15 protein-coding genes and 1 tRNA gene are annotated in these 15596 nt (G+C 68.9%); all 16 read left to right on the top strand.

The window, feature by feature from the left end; translation table 11 throughout:
• Position 1 precedes the first annotated feature (1 nt).
• Entirely contained in the window at positions 2 to 499 is a 498-nt protein-coding gene (locus tag LH076_RS01800; protein ID WP_227782277.1) for a flagellar biosynthetic protein FliO, read from the top strand.
• Complete coding sequence (gene fliP, locus LH076_RS01795) at positions 499 to 1299, top strand: flagellar type III secretion system pore protein FliP (RefSeq protein WP_227782275.1); 801 nt, start codon at positions 499 to 501, stop codon at positions 1297 to 1299. Before LH076_RS01800 ends, fliP begins: the two co-directional genes overlap by 1 nt.
• Positions 1296 to 1601 carry a flagellar biosynthetic protein FliQ gene (locus LH076_RS01790; protein WP_227782274.1) on the top strand — a complete coding sequence of 102 codons (306 nt, stop codon included), beginning with the start codon at positions 1296 to 1298 and terminating at the stop codon, positions 1599 to 1601. The genes fliP and LH076_RS01790 overlap by 4 nt, the downstream gene beginning before the upstream one ends.
• 21 nt (positions 1602 to 1622) lie before the next feature.
• Complete coding sequence (locus tag LH076_RS01785) at positions 1623 to 2396, top strand: flagellar biosynthetic protein FliR (protein WP_227782273.1); 774 nt, start codon at positions 1623 to 1625, stop codon at positions 2394 to 2396.
• The gene (locus LH076_RS01780) at positions 2396 to 3556 is read left to right on the top strand and encodes a flagellar biosynthesis protein FlhB (protein ID WP_227782272.1); all 1161 of its coding nucleotides are present in this window, start codon (positions 2396 to 2398) and stop codon (positions 3554 to 3556) included. Before LH076_RS01785 ends, LH076_RS01780 begins: the two co-directional genes overlap by 1 nt.
• 91 nt (positions 3557 to 3647) lie before the next feature.
• Complete coding sequence (locus tag LH076_RS01775) at positions 3648 to 4235, top strand: DUF4956 domain-containing protein (RefSeq protein WP_227782271.1); 588 nt, start codon at positions 3648 to 3650, stop codon at positions 4233 to 4235.
• Positions 4232 to 5020, top strand: coding sequence for a polyphosphate polymerase domain-containing protein (locus tag LH076_RS01770; protein WP_227782269.1), 789 nt, complete (start codon positions 4232 to 4234; stop codon positions 5018 to 5020). Before LH076_RS01775 ends, LH076_RS01770 begins: the two co-directional genes overlap by 4 nt.
• A complete protein-coding gene (locus LH076_RS01765) occupies positions 5017 to 6540 on the top strand; it encodes a carbohydrate-binding domain-containing protein (protein WP_227782268.1) in 1524 nt (507 codons plus the stop codon). Before LH076_RS01770 ends, LH076_RS01765 begins: the two co-directional genes overlap by 4 nt.
• Positions 6537 to 7484 carry a phosphodiester glycosidase family protein gene (locus LH076_RS01760; RefSeq protein ID WP_227782267.1) on the top strand — a complete coding sequence of 316 codons (948 nt, stop codon included), beginning with the start codon at positions 6537 to 6539 and terminating at the stop codon, positions 7482 to 7484. The genes LH076_RS01765 and LH076_RS01760 overlap by 4 nt, the downstream gene beginning before the upstream one ends.
• Before the next feature lie 6 nt (positions 7485 to 7490).
• Positions 7491 to 8570 carry a GtrA family protein gene (locus LH076_RS01755; protein ID WP_227782266.1) on the top strand — a complete coding sequence of 360 codons (1080 nt, stop codon included), beginning with the start codon at positions 7491 to 7493 and terminating at the stop codon, positions 8568 to 8570.
• Positions 8571 to 8615: 45 nt separating this feature from the next.
• Positions 8616 to 9356, top strand: a complete 741-nt coding sequence (locus tag LH076_RS01750; RefSeq protein ID WP_227782265.1) for a response regulator transcription factor — start codon at positions 8616 to 8618, stop codon at positions 9354 to 9356.
• Positions 9357 to 9358: 2 nt separating this feature from the next.
• The gene (locus tag LH076_RS01745; RefSeq protein WP_227782264.1) at positions 9359 to 10759 is read left to right on the top strand and encodes a sensor histidine kinase; all 1401 of its coding nucleotides are present in this window, start codon (positions 9359 to 9361) and stop codon (positions 10757 to 10759) included.
• Positions 10760 to 10888: 129 nt separating this feature from the next.
• Entirely contained in the window at positions 10889 to 12958 is a 2070-nt protein-coding gene (flhA, locus tag LH076_RS01740) for a flagellar biosynthesis protein FlhA (protein WP_227782262.1), read from the top strand.
• A complete protein-coding gene (locus LH076_RS01735) occupies positions 12955 to 13296 on the top strand; it encodes a hypothetical protein (protein ID WP_227782261.1) in 342 nt (113 codons plus the stop codon). Before flhA ends, LH076_RS01735 begins: the two co-directional genes overlap by 4 nt.
• Before the next feature lie 41 nt (positions 13297 to 13337).
• A complete protein-coding gene (locus tag LH076_RS01730; RefSeq protein ID WP_227782260.1) occupies positions 13338 to 15350 on the top strand; it encodes an HAD family acid phosphatase in 2013 nt (670 codons plus the stop codon).
• Positions 15351 to 15502: 152 nt separating this feature from the next.
• A tRNA-Lys gene (locus tag LH076_RS01725) sits at positions 15503 to 15575 on the top strand.
• Positions 15576 to 15596 lie beyond the last annotated feature (21 nt).

Here is a 15596-nt window from a genome sequence, read left to right as displayed (position 1 = left end):
CATGCTCGGCTCCTCCAGCGAGGGAGCCGGGCTGGACGACACCATCGGACTCGTCCTTCGTCTGGTCTTCTCCCTGGCCCTGGTCCTCGGGCTGCTCCTCCTCATCGCGAAGTTCGCGAACCGCCGTTTCAAGGGCCGCTCCGGTGCGGCGATCCAGGTCGTCCACCGTCAGCAGCTCAGCCGCTCCAGCTCGGTCGCCGTCGTCACCGTCGGCACCCGCGTCCTCGTCCTCGGTAGCACCGAGCAGCAGGTCACGCTCCTGACCGAGGTCGAGCCGGACGAGGTCGGCCTCGACCCCGACACGATGCTTCCCGAGGACCAGCCGAGCCAGCACGCCGAAAGGGCGACCGCGCCCCTCCGAAAGGGCGCTTCCTTCCGCCCCCACGGACCACTCGGCGGCTCGATCCTCAGCCCCGACACGTGGCGGCAGACGTGGGCGCAGCTCCGCGGCGAGGTCGACCGGGCTGTCGACGTACCGGACGAGAAGCAGGCCTCCTGATGCGCAGCCTCCTCACCCCGCGGTCCCTGTGGCTGCTCGGGGCGACGACCGCCGCCCTGGTGGTGGCGCCCGGTGCCGTGCTCGGCGCCGCCTTCGCGGCACCGGGTGGCCCCGCCGGGCCGACGAAGCCCGACGGCCCGACCGTCGAGGTCAACCTCCAGGGACTCACTGACAAGCCGAGCAACTCGCTCGTCACGATCATCGTCCTGACCCTGTTGTCCGTGGCGCCGGCGATCCTGCTGACCTGCACGAGCTTCACGAAGATCCTCGTGGTGCTGGGCCTGACGCGTAACGCGCTGGGCCTGCAGACCAGCCCGCCTAACCAGGTGCTGGCCGGTCTCGCGCTCTTCCTGAGCCTCTTCATCATGGCTCCCGTCGTATCCCAGGTGAGCGACGCCGGCATCCAGCCCTACCTCAAGGGCGACAAGACCACGTCCCAGGCGTGGAAGGCCGGCATCAAGCCGCTGCAGGAGTTCATGCTCAAGAACACCGACGACCACGAGCTGATGCTGCTCACCTCGGTCGCCAAGCGTGACCTCCCGAAGGACCGCGAGGACGTCGCGCTCAGCACCCTCGTCCCGGCGTTCGTCCTCAGCGAGCTCAAAGACGCCTTCATCATCGGCTTCATCATCTTCATCCCGTTCCTCGTCATCGACGTGGTCGTCTCGGGAGCCCTGATGGCGCTGGGCATGATGATGATGCCGCCGGTGATGGTGTCGCTCCCCTTCAAGCTGCTGCTCTTCGTCCTCGTGGACGGATGGGCGCTCGTGATCCGCGCACTCGTCGGGAGCTACGGATGATCCCGCACCTCATCGCCGCGACTCCGCTGGAGATCACCGACAGCACGATCATCGAGCTGGCGCTCAAGACCATGCTCGTCGCGGCCAAGCTCTCGGCGCCCTTCCTGGTGACCTCCCTGGTCATCGGGTTCACGATCTCGCTCTTCCAGTCGATGACCCAGATCCAGGAGGCGACCCTCGCCTTCGTCCCGAAGGTGATCGGCGTCGCGATGGCGCTGCTCTTCTGCGGCAACTGGATGCTGCACACGATGATCACCTTCACGACGCAGCTCTTCGAGCGCATCCCCTCACTGCTCAACTGACGCGGCGCAACGGACCGAGCGATGACAGCGAACATCACCCTCGACGGAGCGCAGATCATGGCGTTCCTCCTGGCCAGCGTGCGGATCGTCGCCTGGCTCGTCGTCGCGCCGCCCTTCAACACCCGCTCCATCCCGGTCATGGCCAAGGTGGTCCTGGCGGTCGGCCTGGCGATGGTCGTCTCCGGCACGATCGCCGACGACCGGCTCCCGACCACGACCCCCGAGCTGCTGATGACCGCGCTCAACCAGGTCCTCATCGGGCTGTCGATGGGGTTCGTCGTGCAACTGCTCTTCACGGCGATCTCCATGGCCGGCGCGATGATCGACAACTTCGGCCAGTTCGCCATGGTGGCGGCGTACGACCCGCTGGCCATGACCAGCAACTCGGTCTTCGGCCGGTTCTACCAGTGGATCGCGACGGCGATCATGGTCGTCTCCGGAGCGCACCTCATCGTGATCGGCGGGCTGCTGAAGACCTTCGAGTTCCTGCCGCTCGACGGCACACCGGACTTCAGCGGCTGGCAGCCGGTCACCATGACCGCCTTCCGGATGCTGCTCACCACGAGCGTCCAGATCGCGCTGCCGCTGGTGGCCGTGCTCTTCATCGCCGACCTCGCGCTGGCACTGCTCACCAAGGTCGCGCCTGCGCTCAACGCGATGAGCATCATGTTCCCCGCCAAGATCGGACTCACGCTGCTTCTCGTCGGAGCGAGCTTCCCCATGCTGCCCAAGGTGGTCGACATGCTCAGCAACCTCTCCCTCGAGGCCATGTCCACCATGTCGGGAGCCAGCTGATGGCCGAGGCGGGCGAGGACAGGAGCGAGAAGCCCACAGGCAAGAAGAAGGGCGAGGCCCGCAAGGAGGGCCGGATCGCCCGCACCCCCGAGCTGGGCTCCTGGATCTCCCTGCTCGTCGTCGGCTTCGTCATCGGCCCGCTCCTCTCCCGCGAGCTCACCTCCCTCCAGCGCCTCTTCCACGAGAGCCTCCGGAGCATCGAGGACCCCAGCGTGCCGGTCGCCCTGCGGATGCTGCGCGACGGCGGGCGGCAGATGTTCTTCGCGGTCCTCACGCTCTCCGTCATCGTGCTCGCCATCGGCGTCGTCGCCTCGGTCGCCCAGGGCGGGTTCCTGATGGCGCCGAAGCGGATCAAGCCGAAGTTCAGCCAGCTCAACCTGATCAAGGGCTTCAAGCACCTCTTCGGCAAGGAGACCCTGTGGAAGGGCGCGAAGATGCTGATCAAGTCGGCGATCGTGGGCCTCGTCGCCTGGCGGGCGATCGTCGAGATCATGCCGCTGGTGGGCGGCCTGGTGCCGGTCGACGTGGTGCTCGGGCTGGTCCGCGTCCGGGCCCTCGCGCTGATCCGGACGATCGGCCTGATCGGTCTCGGTTTCGCCATCGCGGACTACGTCATCACGCGCCGCAGGCACAACAAGTCACTCATGATGACCAAGTCCGAGGTGAAGCAGGAGTTCAAGAACTCCGAGGGCGACCCACTCGTGAAGAACGCGATCCGCTCGAAGCAGCGCGCGATGGCCCGCCAGCGGATGATCGCCGACGTCGCCGACGCCGACGTGCTCCTCGTGAACCCGACCCACATCGCGATCGCGCTGAAGTACGACGCCGACAAGGGCGCGCCGCGTGTCGTGGCCCGCGGCGCCGGCGCGATCGCGCAGAAGATCCGCCTCGCCGCGGCGGAGAACCGCGTGCCGCTGGTCCACGACGTGCCGCTGGCGCGTGCGCTCTACCGCTCGTGCACCGTCGGCTCCGAGATCCCACGCGAGCTCTGGTCCGCCGTCGCGCAGGTCCTCGCCTTCGTGATCACTCGGCGGAACAAGGGGCAGTACGGCGGCGAGCACCGCACCCCGCGCCCTCACAGCCGCGAGCCGCTCCCCGAGGTCCCGCCCGCCGGCCGGCGACGCCCCCGGGTGACCACCACGCAGGAGCATCTCGCCTGACAGCGATCCCACAGGGTCGACTCGAGGGTTCGGACAATCTCCGCTGGCGTACTAGGGGCAGTTCACCCCCTAGTCGCTTGGAGTTCGCCCCATGTCTCAGTCCGTTCTGTACCTTGCCGACCTCGCCGCGATCTCGCTGCTCGTCTTCGGGTTCTTCCTCCGGAGGCACCATCGTCCGGAGCTGATCGTCGCCTTCCTGACGACCAACATCGGCGTCCTCGCCGTGAGCACCGCGCTCACCACCAGCACCATCGGGGCCGGCCTCGGACTGGGGCTCTTCGGGATCCTGTCGATCATCCGCCTGCGCTCCGAGGAGCTCACCCAGACCGAGATCGCCTACTACTTCGGAGCTCTGACCCTCGGTCTCCTCGCCGGCCTGGACTCCACTCCGGGCGCAACGGACCTCGGACTGATGGCCCTCGTCCTCGTCGCCATCGCGGTCGGCGACCACCCCCGGGTCGCGCCCCGGCCGAAGAGCCAGCAGATCCTCGTCGACCGCGCCTACCTCGACGAGACCGCCCTGCGCGCCCACCTCGAGGGCATCCTCGGCGCCACGATCGTCTCGACGAAGGTCGTGCGCACGGACATCGTCAACGACACGACGCTGGTCGACGTCCGCTACCGGCTCTCCGCCGCTGAGCTCACCGTCCCGACGCCGATGCCTGAGGTCGTCCGATGACCGCCCTGACCGCCGATCGGCTGCCCGACCTGGCGCCGATCACCCTCGACGAACTCGTCGCCGAGGCCGAACTGCTGGCCCGCGTCGACCGGAAGTACATCGTTCCCTGCGCCGAGGCCTGGGATGCGCTGGCCGACGTACGCCAGGAGGCACGGATCCTCGAGATCGACGGCCGGCGCGAGTTCGGCTACCACTCGACCTACCTCGACACTCCTGCCCTCACCAGCTTCCTGAGCTCCGGCCGGGCGCAACGAGGCCGGTGGAAGGTCCGCACTCGCTCCTACCTCGACACCGGCGGCAGCTGGCTCGAGGTCAAGACCGGCGGTCCCCGGGGCCAGAACGTCAAGCAGCGCATCGAGGCTCCGGAGGACGGCACCCTGACCGCCGAGGGGCTCGGCTTCCTCGCCGGGATCATCGGAGGCGGCGCAGCCGACGACCTCCTGCCCGTCCTCGTCACGACCTACAGGCGGACCACCCTCCTGCTTCCCCGGTCAGGCGCGCGCGTCACGGTTGATGCCGACCTTCGCTGGCAGTCGCTGGCGCACGGCGGTGGTCTCGACCTGCCGGGACGGGTGGTGATCGAGACCAAGACCGGGTCGACCCCCTCCGAGGTCGACCGCCTGCTGTGGTCCCGCGGCCACCGGCCGGTCCGGATCTCGAAGTACGGCGCCGGGATGGCCGCCCTCCACCCCGACCTGCCCCATCTCAAGTGGCACCGAGTGATGCAGCAGCACCTCCTCCCCACCTCACTCACCTCCCGACCCAGCGAAGGACACTCCCGATGAACCTCTCCCGCCTCCGCCGTGGCCTCGCCGCCACCGCGGTCTCCATGACGCTCGTGACGCTCAGCGCGTGTGGCGCCTCCACCACCGCCGGCTCCTCCACCACAAGCTCCGGCTCCGGCTCGAGCACCAGTGTGAGTGCCGCGGCCTTCACCACCCCGGCCGACACCCACGCCGATGCCGACGACGGTGATTACGACGCCACGGACGCGACCATGATCACCCTCGCGGACGGTGCGAGCACCGTCGACGGCGACGGTGCGAGCGTCAAGGGTGACGTCGTCACCATCACCGCGGCCGGCACCTATATCCTCTCCGGCACCCTGTCGGACGGCCAGGTCGTGGTGAACAGCACCGGCGAGGGCAAGGTCAAGCTCGTCCTCGACGGTGTCGACCTCACCTCTGCCTCCACCTCCCCTGTCGTGGTGACGGCGGCGGACGAGGCGGTCGTGATCCTCGCGGACGGCTCGAACAACACCCTCTCCGACTCCTCGGCCTCCGGTTCCGACGACGACACCGAGGACGCCCCGACCGCGACGCTCTTCTCGATGGCGGACCTCACGATCGCCGGCAGCGGCTCCCTCGACGTGACGGGCGCGAGCAACGACGCGATCGCCAGCAAGGACGGGCTGGTCATCCTGTCGGGCACCATCAAGGTCGACGCCGTCGACGACGGCATCCGCGGCAAGGACTACCTCGCCATCGAGGGTGGCACCGTCTCGGTGACGGCCGGCGGCGACGGCCTCAAGTCCGACAACGACACCACCGGTGAGCTCGGCTGGATCCAGCTCGACGCCGGCACCGTCAGCGTCTCGGCAGGCTCGCAGGGGGCCGACGCCGTCGGGGCGATCTACGTCGCAGACGGCACGCTGACCATCCCGAAGTCTGAGGAGGGCCTGCAGGCGGCCGTCATCACCATCTCCGGTGGCACGGTGGCGATCACCGCGAGCGACGACGGGATCAACGCCACCTCGCACACCGCGCAGGGCGGCAGCGAGCAGGCGGAGGACGGCGTCCTTGCCACGATCAGCGGCGGCACCGTCACCATCGCGGCCGGCAGCGACGGCCTCGACTCCAACGGCTCGGCCACCATCAGCGGTGGCACCGTCGCCATCAGCGCCCAGACCGGTGGCGGCGGCAACGGAGCCCTCGACGTCAACGGCACCCTGACCGCACCCGACGTCGCGACCGTCGACACGAGCGGTGTCGGATCCGGAGAGCGGGTGACCCTCACTGATGCCGACGGCACGGTCGTCGCCAGCTTCGTCCGGACCGGTACGGCGACCTCCCAGGTCGTCCTCGCCGACGGCCTGACCTCCGGCGAGACGTACACCGTCTACACCGGTGACTCGACGTCGGCGACGAGCGTCGACGGCCTGACCAAGGCCGGCACGGTGACCGCGACCGACTCCAGCGCAGCCTCGACGTCGATGGGCGGCGGCGGTGGCCGGGGCGGCGGCTTCGGCGGCGGACCCGGCGGCCGTCCCGGAAGCACCTCGGACTCGCAGGGCACGAGCTCATGAGCGCCGGACGTCGCGCGGTCAGCCGCCGAGCGTTCCTCGTGGGCGGGGCCGCCGTGGCCCTGTCCGCGGGCAGCGCGAGCGCCTGGGCCCTCGACCGCTACGTCGTCGATCACGTCGACGTCTCCGACACCTCGGCCTACGAGGCGGCCTCAGGCAGCACGGGCACCACGCTGGACACCTCGGAGGCCACGGCCACCGACTCACAGTGGAGTGCCGACGGCACCACGGTGAAGGTCTCGACGGTGAAGAGCGGCTCTGGGAGCGACGCCCTCGCGTACTTCGTCGCCGACCTCGTCCTCACCGACGCGACCGTCCTGCGCACGGGGTTCGCGAACGGGGAGTTCGGCCAGAACATCGTGGAGAACACCTCGACCATCGCGAAGGCGAACAACGCGGTCTTCGCGGTCAACGGTGACTACTACGGGTTCCGGAGCACGGGGATGGAGGTGCGCAACGGCGTCGCCTATCGCGACAGCGGCGCTCGGGAGGGCATCGCCTTCTATCAGGACGGCCACGTCGAGCTCTACGACGAGACCACGACCAGCGCCAAGGCGCTCGTGGACAACGGGGCCTGGACGACGCTGTCCTTCGGACCGGCGCTGGTCAAGGGCGGCAAGGTCCTCGACGGCATCGACGACGTCGAGATCGACACCAACTTCGGCAACCACTCCATCCAGGGGCGCCAGCCGCGCACGGCCGTCGGCGTGATCGACACCAACCACCTGGTGTTCGTCGTCGTCGACGGTCGCTCGGAGGGATACAGCCGAGGGGTCACGATGACGGAGCTGGCCGAGATCTTCACCTCTCTGGGAGCGCAGACGGCCTACAACCTCGACGGTGGCGGCTCGTCGACGATGTACTTCCAGGGCGACGTCATCAACCGGCCGAGCAACAACGGCGGCTCCGAGCGAGGCGTCTCCGACATCCTCTACATCGCGGGGTGAGCGGTGATGTCGACCCAGCCGCTGAGACCGGCGCCCTTCATCCTGATTCCCGCCTACCAGCCGGGGGCGACCCTGCCACTGCTGGTGGGCGAGCTCCGCGGCCTCCGCCCCGACGTCGACGTCCTGGTCGTGGATGACGGCTCCGGCCCCGTGTTCCGTGCGGTCTTCGCCGCCGCGGCGGCAGCGGGCGCCCGCGTCGAACACCTGCAGGTCAACGGAGGCAAGGGCCACGCGCTCAAGGTCGGCATGGGAATGCTCGCCGGGCTGGGCAGACCCGTCGTCTCTGCGGATGCCGACGGACAGCACAGCGCGGCGGACATCCTGCGGGTGGCCGACTCCACCGGCGACGCGCCGGACCACCTGGTCCTCGGCGTACGCGCGTTCGACACCACCGTGCCGGTCCGCAGCCGCCTCGGCAACGACGCGACCCGACTGCTCTTCCGGCTCGCCACCGGACAGCGACTGCGCGACACCCAGACGGGGCTCCGTGGCTTCCCCGCACCCCTGCTGCCATGGCTCGTCGGGATCGAGGGCGAACGCTACGAGTACGAGCTGACCATGCTACTGCGCGCAGCCAGGTCAGGACTGGAGCTGCGGACGATCCCGATCGAGACCATCTACCTCGACGACAACGCCTCGTCCCACTTCCGCCCCGTGGCGGACTCGATGCGGATCTACCTGCCCCTGCTGGGCTTCCTGGCCTCCTCGCTCCTGGCGTTCACGGTGGACGTGGTGGCTCTGATCGCCTTCAGCTCCGTGCTGGACTCGCTGCTAGCGGCCGTGGTCGCGGCACGGGTGACCAGCGCCTCGCTCAACTTCGTGGTCAACCGCCGCATGGTCTTCGACCGCCATCGGGAGTCCCGGGTGTCCCGCTCGGCGTGGCGCTATGCCCTGCTGGCGACCGGGCTCCTGGCGCTCAACTACCTCGTCCTGTCCGGCCTCCAGGGCCTGGGCGCACCGCTCCTGCTCGCCAAGCTGGGCACCGAGGTGGCACTGGTGGTCATCAGCTACAGCGTCCAGAGCCGCGTCGTGTTCTCCGCCCCGAGACGCCGGCCGGCCGACGCCGATTCCTTGCAGCCTTCCTAACGTGATCTCGGGAGACTCCCAGAATCAGGATGGAGGCTTGTAGCCATGACCCAGACCCAGACGGAGCTCCTCCGCGCCGACGGATCACCGCTGCGGATACTCGTCGTCGATGACGAGACCAACATCGCGGAGCTGATCTGCATGGCGCTGCGCTACGAGGGCTGGGAGACGGCCATGGCCCACACGGGCCTCAAGGCGGTCAACGCGGCCAGGGAGTTCGAACCGGACGCCGTCGTCCTCGACGTCATGCTCCCCGACTTCGACGGCGTGGAGGTGCTGCGACGTATCCGCGGCTTGCGCCCGGAGCTCCCGGTCGTGTTCCTCACCGCACGCGACGCGGTCGAGGACAGGATCGCAGGACTCTCCGCGGGCGGCGACGACTACGTCACCAAGCCGTTCAGCCTCGAGGAGGTCATCGTACGCCTTCGCGGGCTGCTCCGTCGGGCCGGCGCCCGTCAGGTGGACGCCTCCTCGCAGCTGACCGTCGGGGACCTCACCATGGACGAGGACGCCCACGAGGTCCGGCGCGCCGGCGAGGAGATCAACCTGACGCCGACCGAGTTCCAGCTGCTGCGCTACATGATGCGCAATCCGAAGCGGGTGCTCTCCAAGGCGCAGATGCTGGATCGGGTGTGGAACTACGACTTCGCGGGCCAGGACAACGTGGTCGAGCTCTTCATCTCCTACCTGCGCAAGAAGATCGACGCCGGTCGCGAGCCCATGATCCACACCATGCGCGGCGTGGGCTACGTGCTCAAGCCCGCCGCCGGTACGTCGAGCGCCTGACCGTGCGCCGCTCCCTGACGACCCGCCTGGTGGCGACGACGGTCGCCCTGGTCCTGGCCGTCTCGCTGCTGGTGGCGACCCTGACCGCGCTCGCACTGCACTCCTACCTCGGAGACCGCCTCGACAAGGACGTCGTCCGCACCGCCGACCGCTGGCACAGCCGAGGCCCGGCGGACGCGATCGACTCGATCTTCCAGGGCCGGAACCAGGAGGCCGGCACCCTGGTCGCTGTCGTGGGAGGCAGCACCCCGAAGGCCGTGATCCTCGGGCATGGCAACGGCGAGCAGGAGGCGGTGGACCTCGCACAGGCGACGGACCTGGCCGCGGTGCCGACCGACGGTGCCCTGCACGACGTCGACGTCCCGGGGTATGGCACCTACCGCGTGGTGGCGCAGGAGGTCGACGTCTCCGACACCGACGGGACCAGCGGCGCGGTCGTGGTCTCAGGCCTCCCCGTCGCCGAGGTCGACGACGTCGTCACCTCCCTCGTGCGGTGGGAGCTCGGCTTCATCGTCGTCGGGCTCATCACCGCGACCGCGGTCGGCCTGCTGATCGTCCGCCGACAACTCGGGCCGCTGCGTGAGGTCGCCAGCACCGCCCACGAGGTCGCCCAGCTCCCGCTCGCCGACGGTGACGTCGGCGTGACCTCGCGCGTGCCGGCGAGGCTGACCGACGAACGCACCGAGGTCGGCGCCGTGGGCGCCGCCCTCAATGTCCTGCTGGAGCACGTCGAGTCCTCACTGGCGGCACGAGAGCGCTCCGAGCAGCAGGTGCGCCGATTCGTCGCCGACGCGTCGCACGAGCTTCGTACACCGCTGACCACGATCCGCGGCTACGCCGACCTGGCCTCACAACGACCGGAGCAGATGCCCGCCGCGATCGCCAAGGTCAAGGAGGAGTCCGCGCGGATGAGCAGGTTGGTCGAGGACCTGCTGCAGCTCGCGCGACTGGACGCCGGGCGACCGCCGGTCCGCGAGGAGGTCGACCTCAGCAAGCTGCTCGCGGAGGTCGTCTCCGACACGCGCGTCGTGGACTCCGACCATCACTGGCGGCTGGCCGCCGGTGACCGGGTCCAGGTCGAGGGCGACCAGATGGCCCTGCACCAGGTGGCGACCAACCTGCTGAACAACGCTCGCAAGCACACCCCGGCCGGCACGACCGTGACGGTCACGACCACCTCCACCGGGTTCTCCGTGCACGATGACGGGCCCGGCTTCGAGCCCGAGCTGGTCCCGAGCGCCTTCCAGCGGTTCGTCCGCGGTGACTCCTCGCGGCAGCGCTCCGGCGCCGAGGGCGGGGCCGGTCTCGGCCTCGCGCTCGTGCAGGCGATCGTCGAGTCGCACGGCGGCACGGTCTCTCTGGCCTCCGAGCCCGGCGACACGACCATCACCGTGACCCTCTGAGCCCTGGCTCGGACCGCTCAGGTCCGACGTGGCGGCGCCGATAGGCGGACTGATCACCAGGATGGAGATCAGCTGATCGGCGCCACGGACGGCGCAACTCACCCGTTGCTCCGTCCCGGAAGGCCTGCGTTGAAGCAGCTCACCAAGCTCGGCGTGCCCGTCGGCATCGTCCTGATCGTGATCATGCTCGTCGTGCCGCTGCCGGCATTCATGCTCGACATGCTGATCGCCTTCAACATCGCCGGTGCCCTCCTCATCCTGCTCACGGCGATGTTCGTGGAGAAGCCGCTGGACTTCGCGGCGTTCCCGTCGATCCTGCTCGTGATGACGCTCTTCCGGCTCGCTCTCAACGTCTCCGCGACCCGACTGGTCCTGCTCCACGGCTTCGCCGGCAAGGTGATCGGCACCTTCGGCCACTTCGTCGTCGGCGGCTCGCTCATCGTCGGCCTGATCGTCTTCGTGATCCTCTTGATCATCCAGTTCATGGTCATCACCAACGGTGCCGGCCGGGTGGCCGAGGTCGGGGCCCGCTTCACCCTCGACGCCATGCCCGGCAAGCAGATGGCGATCGACGCCGACCTCAACTCAGGCCTCATCGACGAGGACCAGGCCCGCAAGCGCCGCGAGGAGGTCCACGCCGAGGCCGACTTCTACGGCGCGATGGACGGTGCCTCGAAGTTCGTGAAGGGCGACGCGGTCGCGGCCATCTTCATCACCGTCGTCAACCTCGTCGGCGGCTTCGGCATCGGTGTCCTCCAGTCGCACATGCCGATCAGCGAGGCGATCAACACCTACTCGCTTCTCAGCGTCGGCGACGGCCTCGTCTCCCAGATCCCCGCGCTGCTGCTCTCCGTCGCGACCGGCCTCATCGTCACCCGCTCGGTCTCCGACGAGGACATGGGCTCGGACATCCTGTCGCAGATCGGCAAGCGCAAGGCGCCGCTGCGCATCGCCGGCTTCGCCGCGCTCTCGCTCTGCCTCATCCCCGGCCTCCCGAAACTGCCCTTCCTCCTCGTCGGTGGCCTGATGCTCGTCTTCGCCTCCCGCATCGACGAGAGCACGCCGGCCGAGATCGCACTCGCCGGCGCCGGTACGCCGGACGGCGGGCCAGCCGCGCCCAGCGACTCCCCCGAGTCGCTGGCCAGCGAGATCCTCGTCGACCCGCTCGGCCTCGAGCTCAGCGCCGACATCATCGACCTCGTCGACGCGACCACCGGCGGCGACCTGCTCGACCGGGTCAAGGCATTGCGCAGGAAGATCGCCGGCGAGCTCGGCATCGTCATCCCGCCGGTGCGCACCCGCGACAACCTGGAGCTGCCGAACTCGACGTACGCCATCACACTCTTCGGCGTCGAGGTGGCGCGTGGTGCCGCGCCGCGCGACACGGTGCTGGCGATCGGCGACATGCTCAACTCGCTGCCGGGCACCGCGACCCGTGAACCGGTCTTCGGGCTGGACGCCAAGTGGATCCCCGCCGAGATGCGCCACCAGGCTGAGATCTCCGGCGCCACGGTCGTCGACCGCGCCTCCGTCATCACGACCCATCTGTCCGAGGTCGTCACCAAGCACGCCGGGCGCCTGCTCGGCCGCGAGGACGTCCGGCTCCTCACCGACGTCGTCCGCCGCACGCATCCCGTCGTCATCGAGGAGCTCACCCCGGTGCAGCTCAGTCTCGGCGAGATCCAGCGCGTGCTGCGCGGGCTGCTCGACGAGGGCGTCGCGGTCCGCGACCTGGTCCGGATCTTCGAGGCGCTCTCGCTGCGCGCCGCGGTCAGCAAGGACGTCGACGGCCTCGTCGAGTCCGCCCGGATGGCGCTCGGCCCGGCCCTCGTCGCGCCGTACCTCTCCGACGGCGCCGTCTCGGCGATCAGCTTCGACCCGGTGCTCGAGCAGAACATGTTCGAGAGCCTCCGCAGCAGCGACGCCGGCGCGGTCCTCGCGATCGATCCCGAGCTCGGCCAGAACATCCTCATCGCACTCTCGAACTTCGCCACCGCCGCCGAGAACACCGGTGCCCGTCCGGTCCTGGTCTGCGCCCCGCAGCTCCGGTTCGCCGTACGCCGCCTGGTCGAGCCCGCGCTCGAGCGGATGCCCGTCCTCTCCTACTCCGAGATCACCGGCGCCACCTCGGTCCGCTCCGTCGGCATCGTCACCGGCGAGCGGGCGGAGATGCCCGCGAGCCTCGCGGTGATGGCATGACCACCGAGGCCCTCGACCCGGACCTGCTCCGCGACCGCGGCACGATGCTCAAGGGGCTCCGGCCCGGCGGCGTCTCGGTGCCCCTCCTGATCGTCGCCACACTCGTCGCCTCCCCGGCAGTGATCCAGTGCCTGCACCACTCGATCACCTTCACCACGCTGATGGAGCGCTGGGTGGCCATCACCCTCGGCTGCTGGGCGATCAGCGAGGGCGTGCGTCGCTACGTCGCCCGGGCGCAGAAGCAGAACGAAACATCCGACCCATCGACGGTCACAGACGAAACCTCGGTTTCACCGGCGACACCGGATGTTCTTCCGATCGACACACTTTCTCCCTAGCCTCGACGGATTCCATCCGATCGATCCCTCGGGAGCAGCACGTGTCATTCCGACGCCCCGCCATCGTGGCCGCAGCCGCGCTGGCCACCGCACTCACCGCCACGGCCACACCGGCCCTGGCAGCCGGCTCATCGCTGACGCCGCCCAGCAGCTACACCTTCAAGGTCGACCCCACCACCGGCAGCGTCACCCTGCCGTCGTCCGGCGAAGCCATCCCGAACGTCGACTCCGTGAAGTCCGCGATCCGCGCCTACTACAACGCGTCGGGGGGCCTGGCGGACCGCACCTCGTCGAGCTACATCAGCGAGGTCTCCGGGATCATCGGCCAGATCGAGGCCCAGTACCCGGCGCTCAGCGACGCCGACAAGGGCACGAAGGCGATCGTCTTCGACACCGACGACACCCTCCTCTGGAACTACGACTACGAGGACAAGGGGTCCAACTTCAACTACAACGGCACGACCAACGCCCAGTGGGTGACGGGCAAGAACGCTGACAACACCGACTTCAGCTGCCCGAACGGTGACGAGGTCGGCGGCGCCTTCTGCTTCCCCGCCGTCCCCGGCACGCCCGCCCTGGTCAAGGACCTCGCGGCCAAGGGCTACGCGCTGTACGTCGTCACCGGCCGCCCGGCCTCGCAGAAGCAGGCCACGATCGACAACCTCAAGGCCGCCGGTTTCACCACCAGCTCGGGCGACCCTCTGATCCCGGACAGCCACGTCTTCACCAAGTGGGAGACCGGCGCGACGACGTACGACGCCAGCACCGTGCCGGACTACATCAAGAGTGGCGAGTGCTCCACGACCGTCACCGGGATCCCGCACTCCTACAAGTGCACGACGGTCGAGTACAAGGCCCAGACGCGTGAGCACATCGAGGACGCTGACGGCGTGGAGATCGTCGGCAACGTCGGTGACCAGCTCTCCGACCTCTGGGGCGGATACGCCAACAAGGCCTGGAAGATCCCCAACCCGACGTACTTCCTCGCCAGCCCCAACCTCGACGCGGTCCACATCGGCTCCGACGACGAGTCCGCGACGCTGCAGCCGGCGACGACGTACACGATGGCGCCGCTCACCACGGTGGCGACCGCCGCCGCGAAGGGTGACGGGATCCCCAACATCGACCCGGTCCGGGCCGAGATCCGCGCGTACTACAACGCGCCGTCCTCGACCGGCATCGCCGACAAGACCTCGTCCGCGTACATCACCGAGGTGACCGGTCTGATGAAGTCCTGGAGCTCCCGGATCGCCACGGACTGCAAGACTCAGGTGAACCGGATCGCCGCCGTCACCGCTGCCCACGCGGCCGCCCCGGCAGTCGTCGCGCACACCGCCAAGATGCTCAGGAAGGCCAAGACCGCCGTCCGCAAGGCGAAGCACAAGTCTCGCAAGGCCAAGCGTCGGGCGCATCGCACCCTCGTCCGCGCGCGCGCCAACTACAACACCGCGAAGTACAACCTCGCCCACCCCGCCAAGGTGCCGAACAAGCCCGCGATCGTGCTCGACAGCGATGACACCACGCTGTGGAACTACGACATGGAGGACGGGGCGATGAAGTTCGTCTACGACGCCGCCATCGGTGCGGACTGGACGCTCAACAAGAAGTTCCCGGCCGTCCCCGGCTCGGTAGCGCTCGCCAAGGCCGCCAAGGCCGCCGGCTGCACGATCATCGGTGTCACCGGTCGCACGAGTGACCAGGCCGAGGCCTCGGTCGAGAACCTCACCCAGGTGGGCTTCGTCGACAGCAAGGGCGCCCCGCTCTTCACCCCGGCGCTCTACTTCACCAAGTGGCTCACCGGAGCGACGACGTACGACGCGACCAAGGTGCCGTCCTACATCAACTCGAGCAACTGCTCGACCTCGGTGACGGGCATCGCCGGCTCCCTCAAGTGCACGACGCAGGAGTACAAGTCGGCCACCCGCAAGCACATCGAGAACGACCTGCACTACGACATCGTCGGCAACCTGGGCGACCAGTACTCCGACCTCGTCGGCGGGTTCGCGGACAAGACCTACAAGGTCCCGAACCCCACGTACTACCTGTGGCCGTGAGCCGCAGTTGAACCAAGCCGAGGGCCGGGGATCTCCCCGGCCCTCGGTGCGTCACAGGGTCCTTCGGGCGGGCGACCCCCGGTTTCAGGCTGGGCGGACGGCCGCCAGTAGGCTCCCTGCCGGAGGCTCCGTCGATCACCTCGCGGACCCCCGGGCCCTTAGCTCAGTTGGTAGAGCGTCGGACTTTTAATCCGCTGGTCGTCGGTTCGAGCCCGACAGGGCCTACAGACCGCGTCGGGTAGGACG

Origin of the sequence: Nocardioides sp. Kera G14 (assembly GCF_020715565.1) — a bacterium.
Classification (GTDB): domain Bacteria; phylum Actinomycetota; class Actinomycetes; order Propionibacteriales; family Nocardioidaceae; genus Nocardioides.
This window is presented reverse-complemented; position numbering and strand designations above follow the sequence as displayed.

Excerpts from the sequence above, each read along its gene's own strand:
- LH076_RS01775 (WP_227782271.1), top strand. The coding sequence starts at position 3,648 with ATGTCTCAGTCCGTTCTGTACCTTGCCGACCTCGCCGCGATCTCGCTG.
- LH076_RS01735 (WP_227782261.1), top strand. The coding sequence starts at position 12,955 with ATGACCACCGAGGCCCTCGACCCGGACCTGCTCCGCGACCGCGGCACG.
- LH076_RS01800 (WP_227782277.1), top strand. The coding sequence starts at position 2 with ATGCTCGGCTCCTCCAGCGAGGGAGCCGGGCTGGACGACACCATCGGA.
- LH076_RS01750 (WP_227782265.1), top strand. The coding sequence starts at position 8,616 with ATGACCCAGACCCAGACGGAGCTCCTCCGCGCCGACGGATCACCGCTG.
- LH076_RS01790 (WP_227782274.1), top strand. The coding sequence starts at position 1,296 with ATGATCCCGCACCTCATCGCCGCGACTCCGCTGGAGATCACCGACAGC.
- LH076_RS01755 (WP_227782266.1), top strand. The coding sequence starts at position 7,491 with ATGTCGACCCAGCCGCTGAGACCGGCGCCCTTCATCCTGATTCCCGCC.
- LH076_RS01765 (WP_227782268.1), top strand. The coding sequence starts at position 5,017 with ATGAACCTCTCCCGCCTCCGCCGTGGCCTCGCCGCCACCGCGGTCTCC.
- LH076_RS01770 (WP_227782269.1), top strand. The coding sequence starts at position 4,232 with ATGACCGCCCTGACCGCCGATCGGCTGCCCGACCTGGCGCCGATCACC.
- fliP (WP_227782275.1), top strand. The coding sequence starts at position 499 with ATGCGCAGCCTCCTCACCCCGCGGTCCCTGTGGCTGCTCGGGGCGACG.
- LH076_RS01780 (WP_227782272.1), top strand. The coding sequence starts at position 2,396 with ATGGCCGAGGCGGGCGAGGACAGGAGCGAGAAGCCCACAGGCAAGAAG.
- LH076_RS01785 (WP_227782273.1), top strand. The coding sequence starts at position 1,623 with ATGACAGCGAACATCACCCTCGACGGAGCGCAGATCATGGCGTTCCTC.
- LH076_RS01760 (WP_227782267.1), top strand. The coding sequence starts at position 6,537 with ATGAGCGCCGGACGTCGCGCGGTCAGCCGCCGAGCGTTCCTCGTGGGC.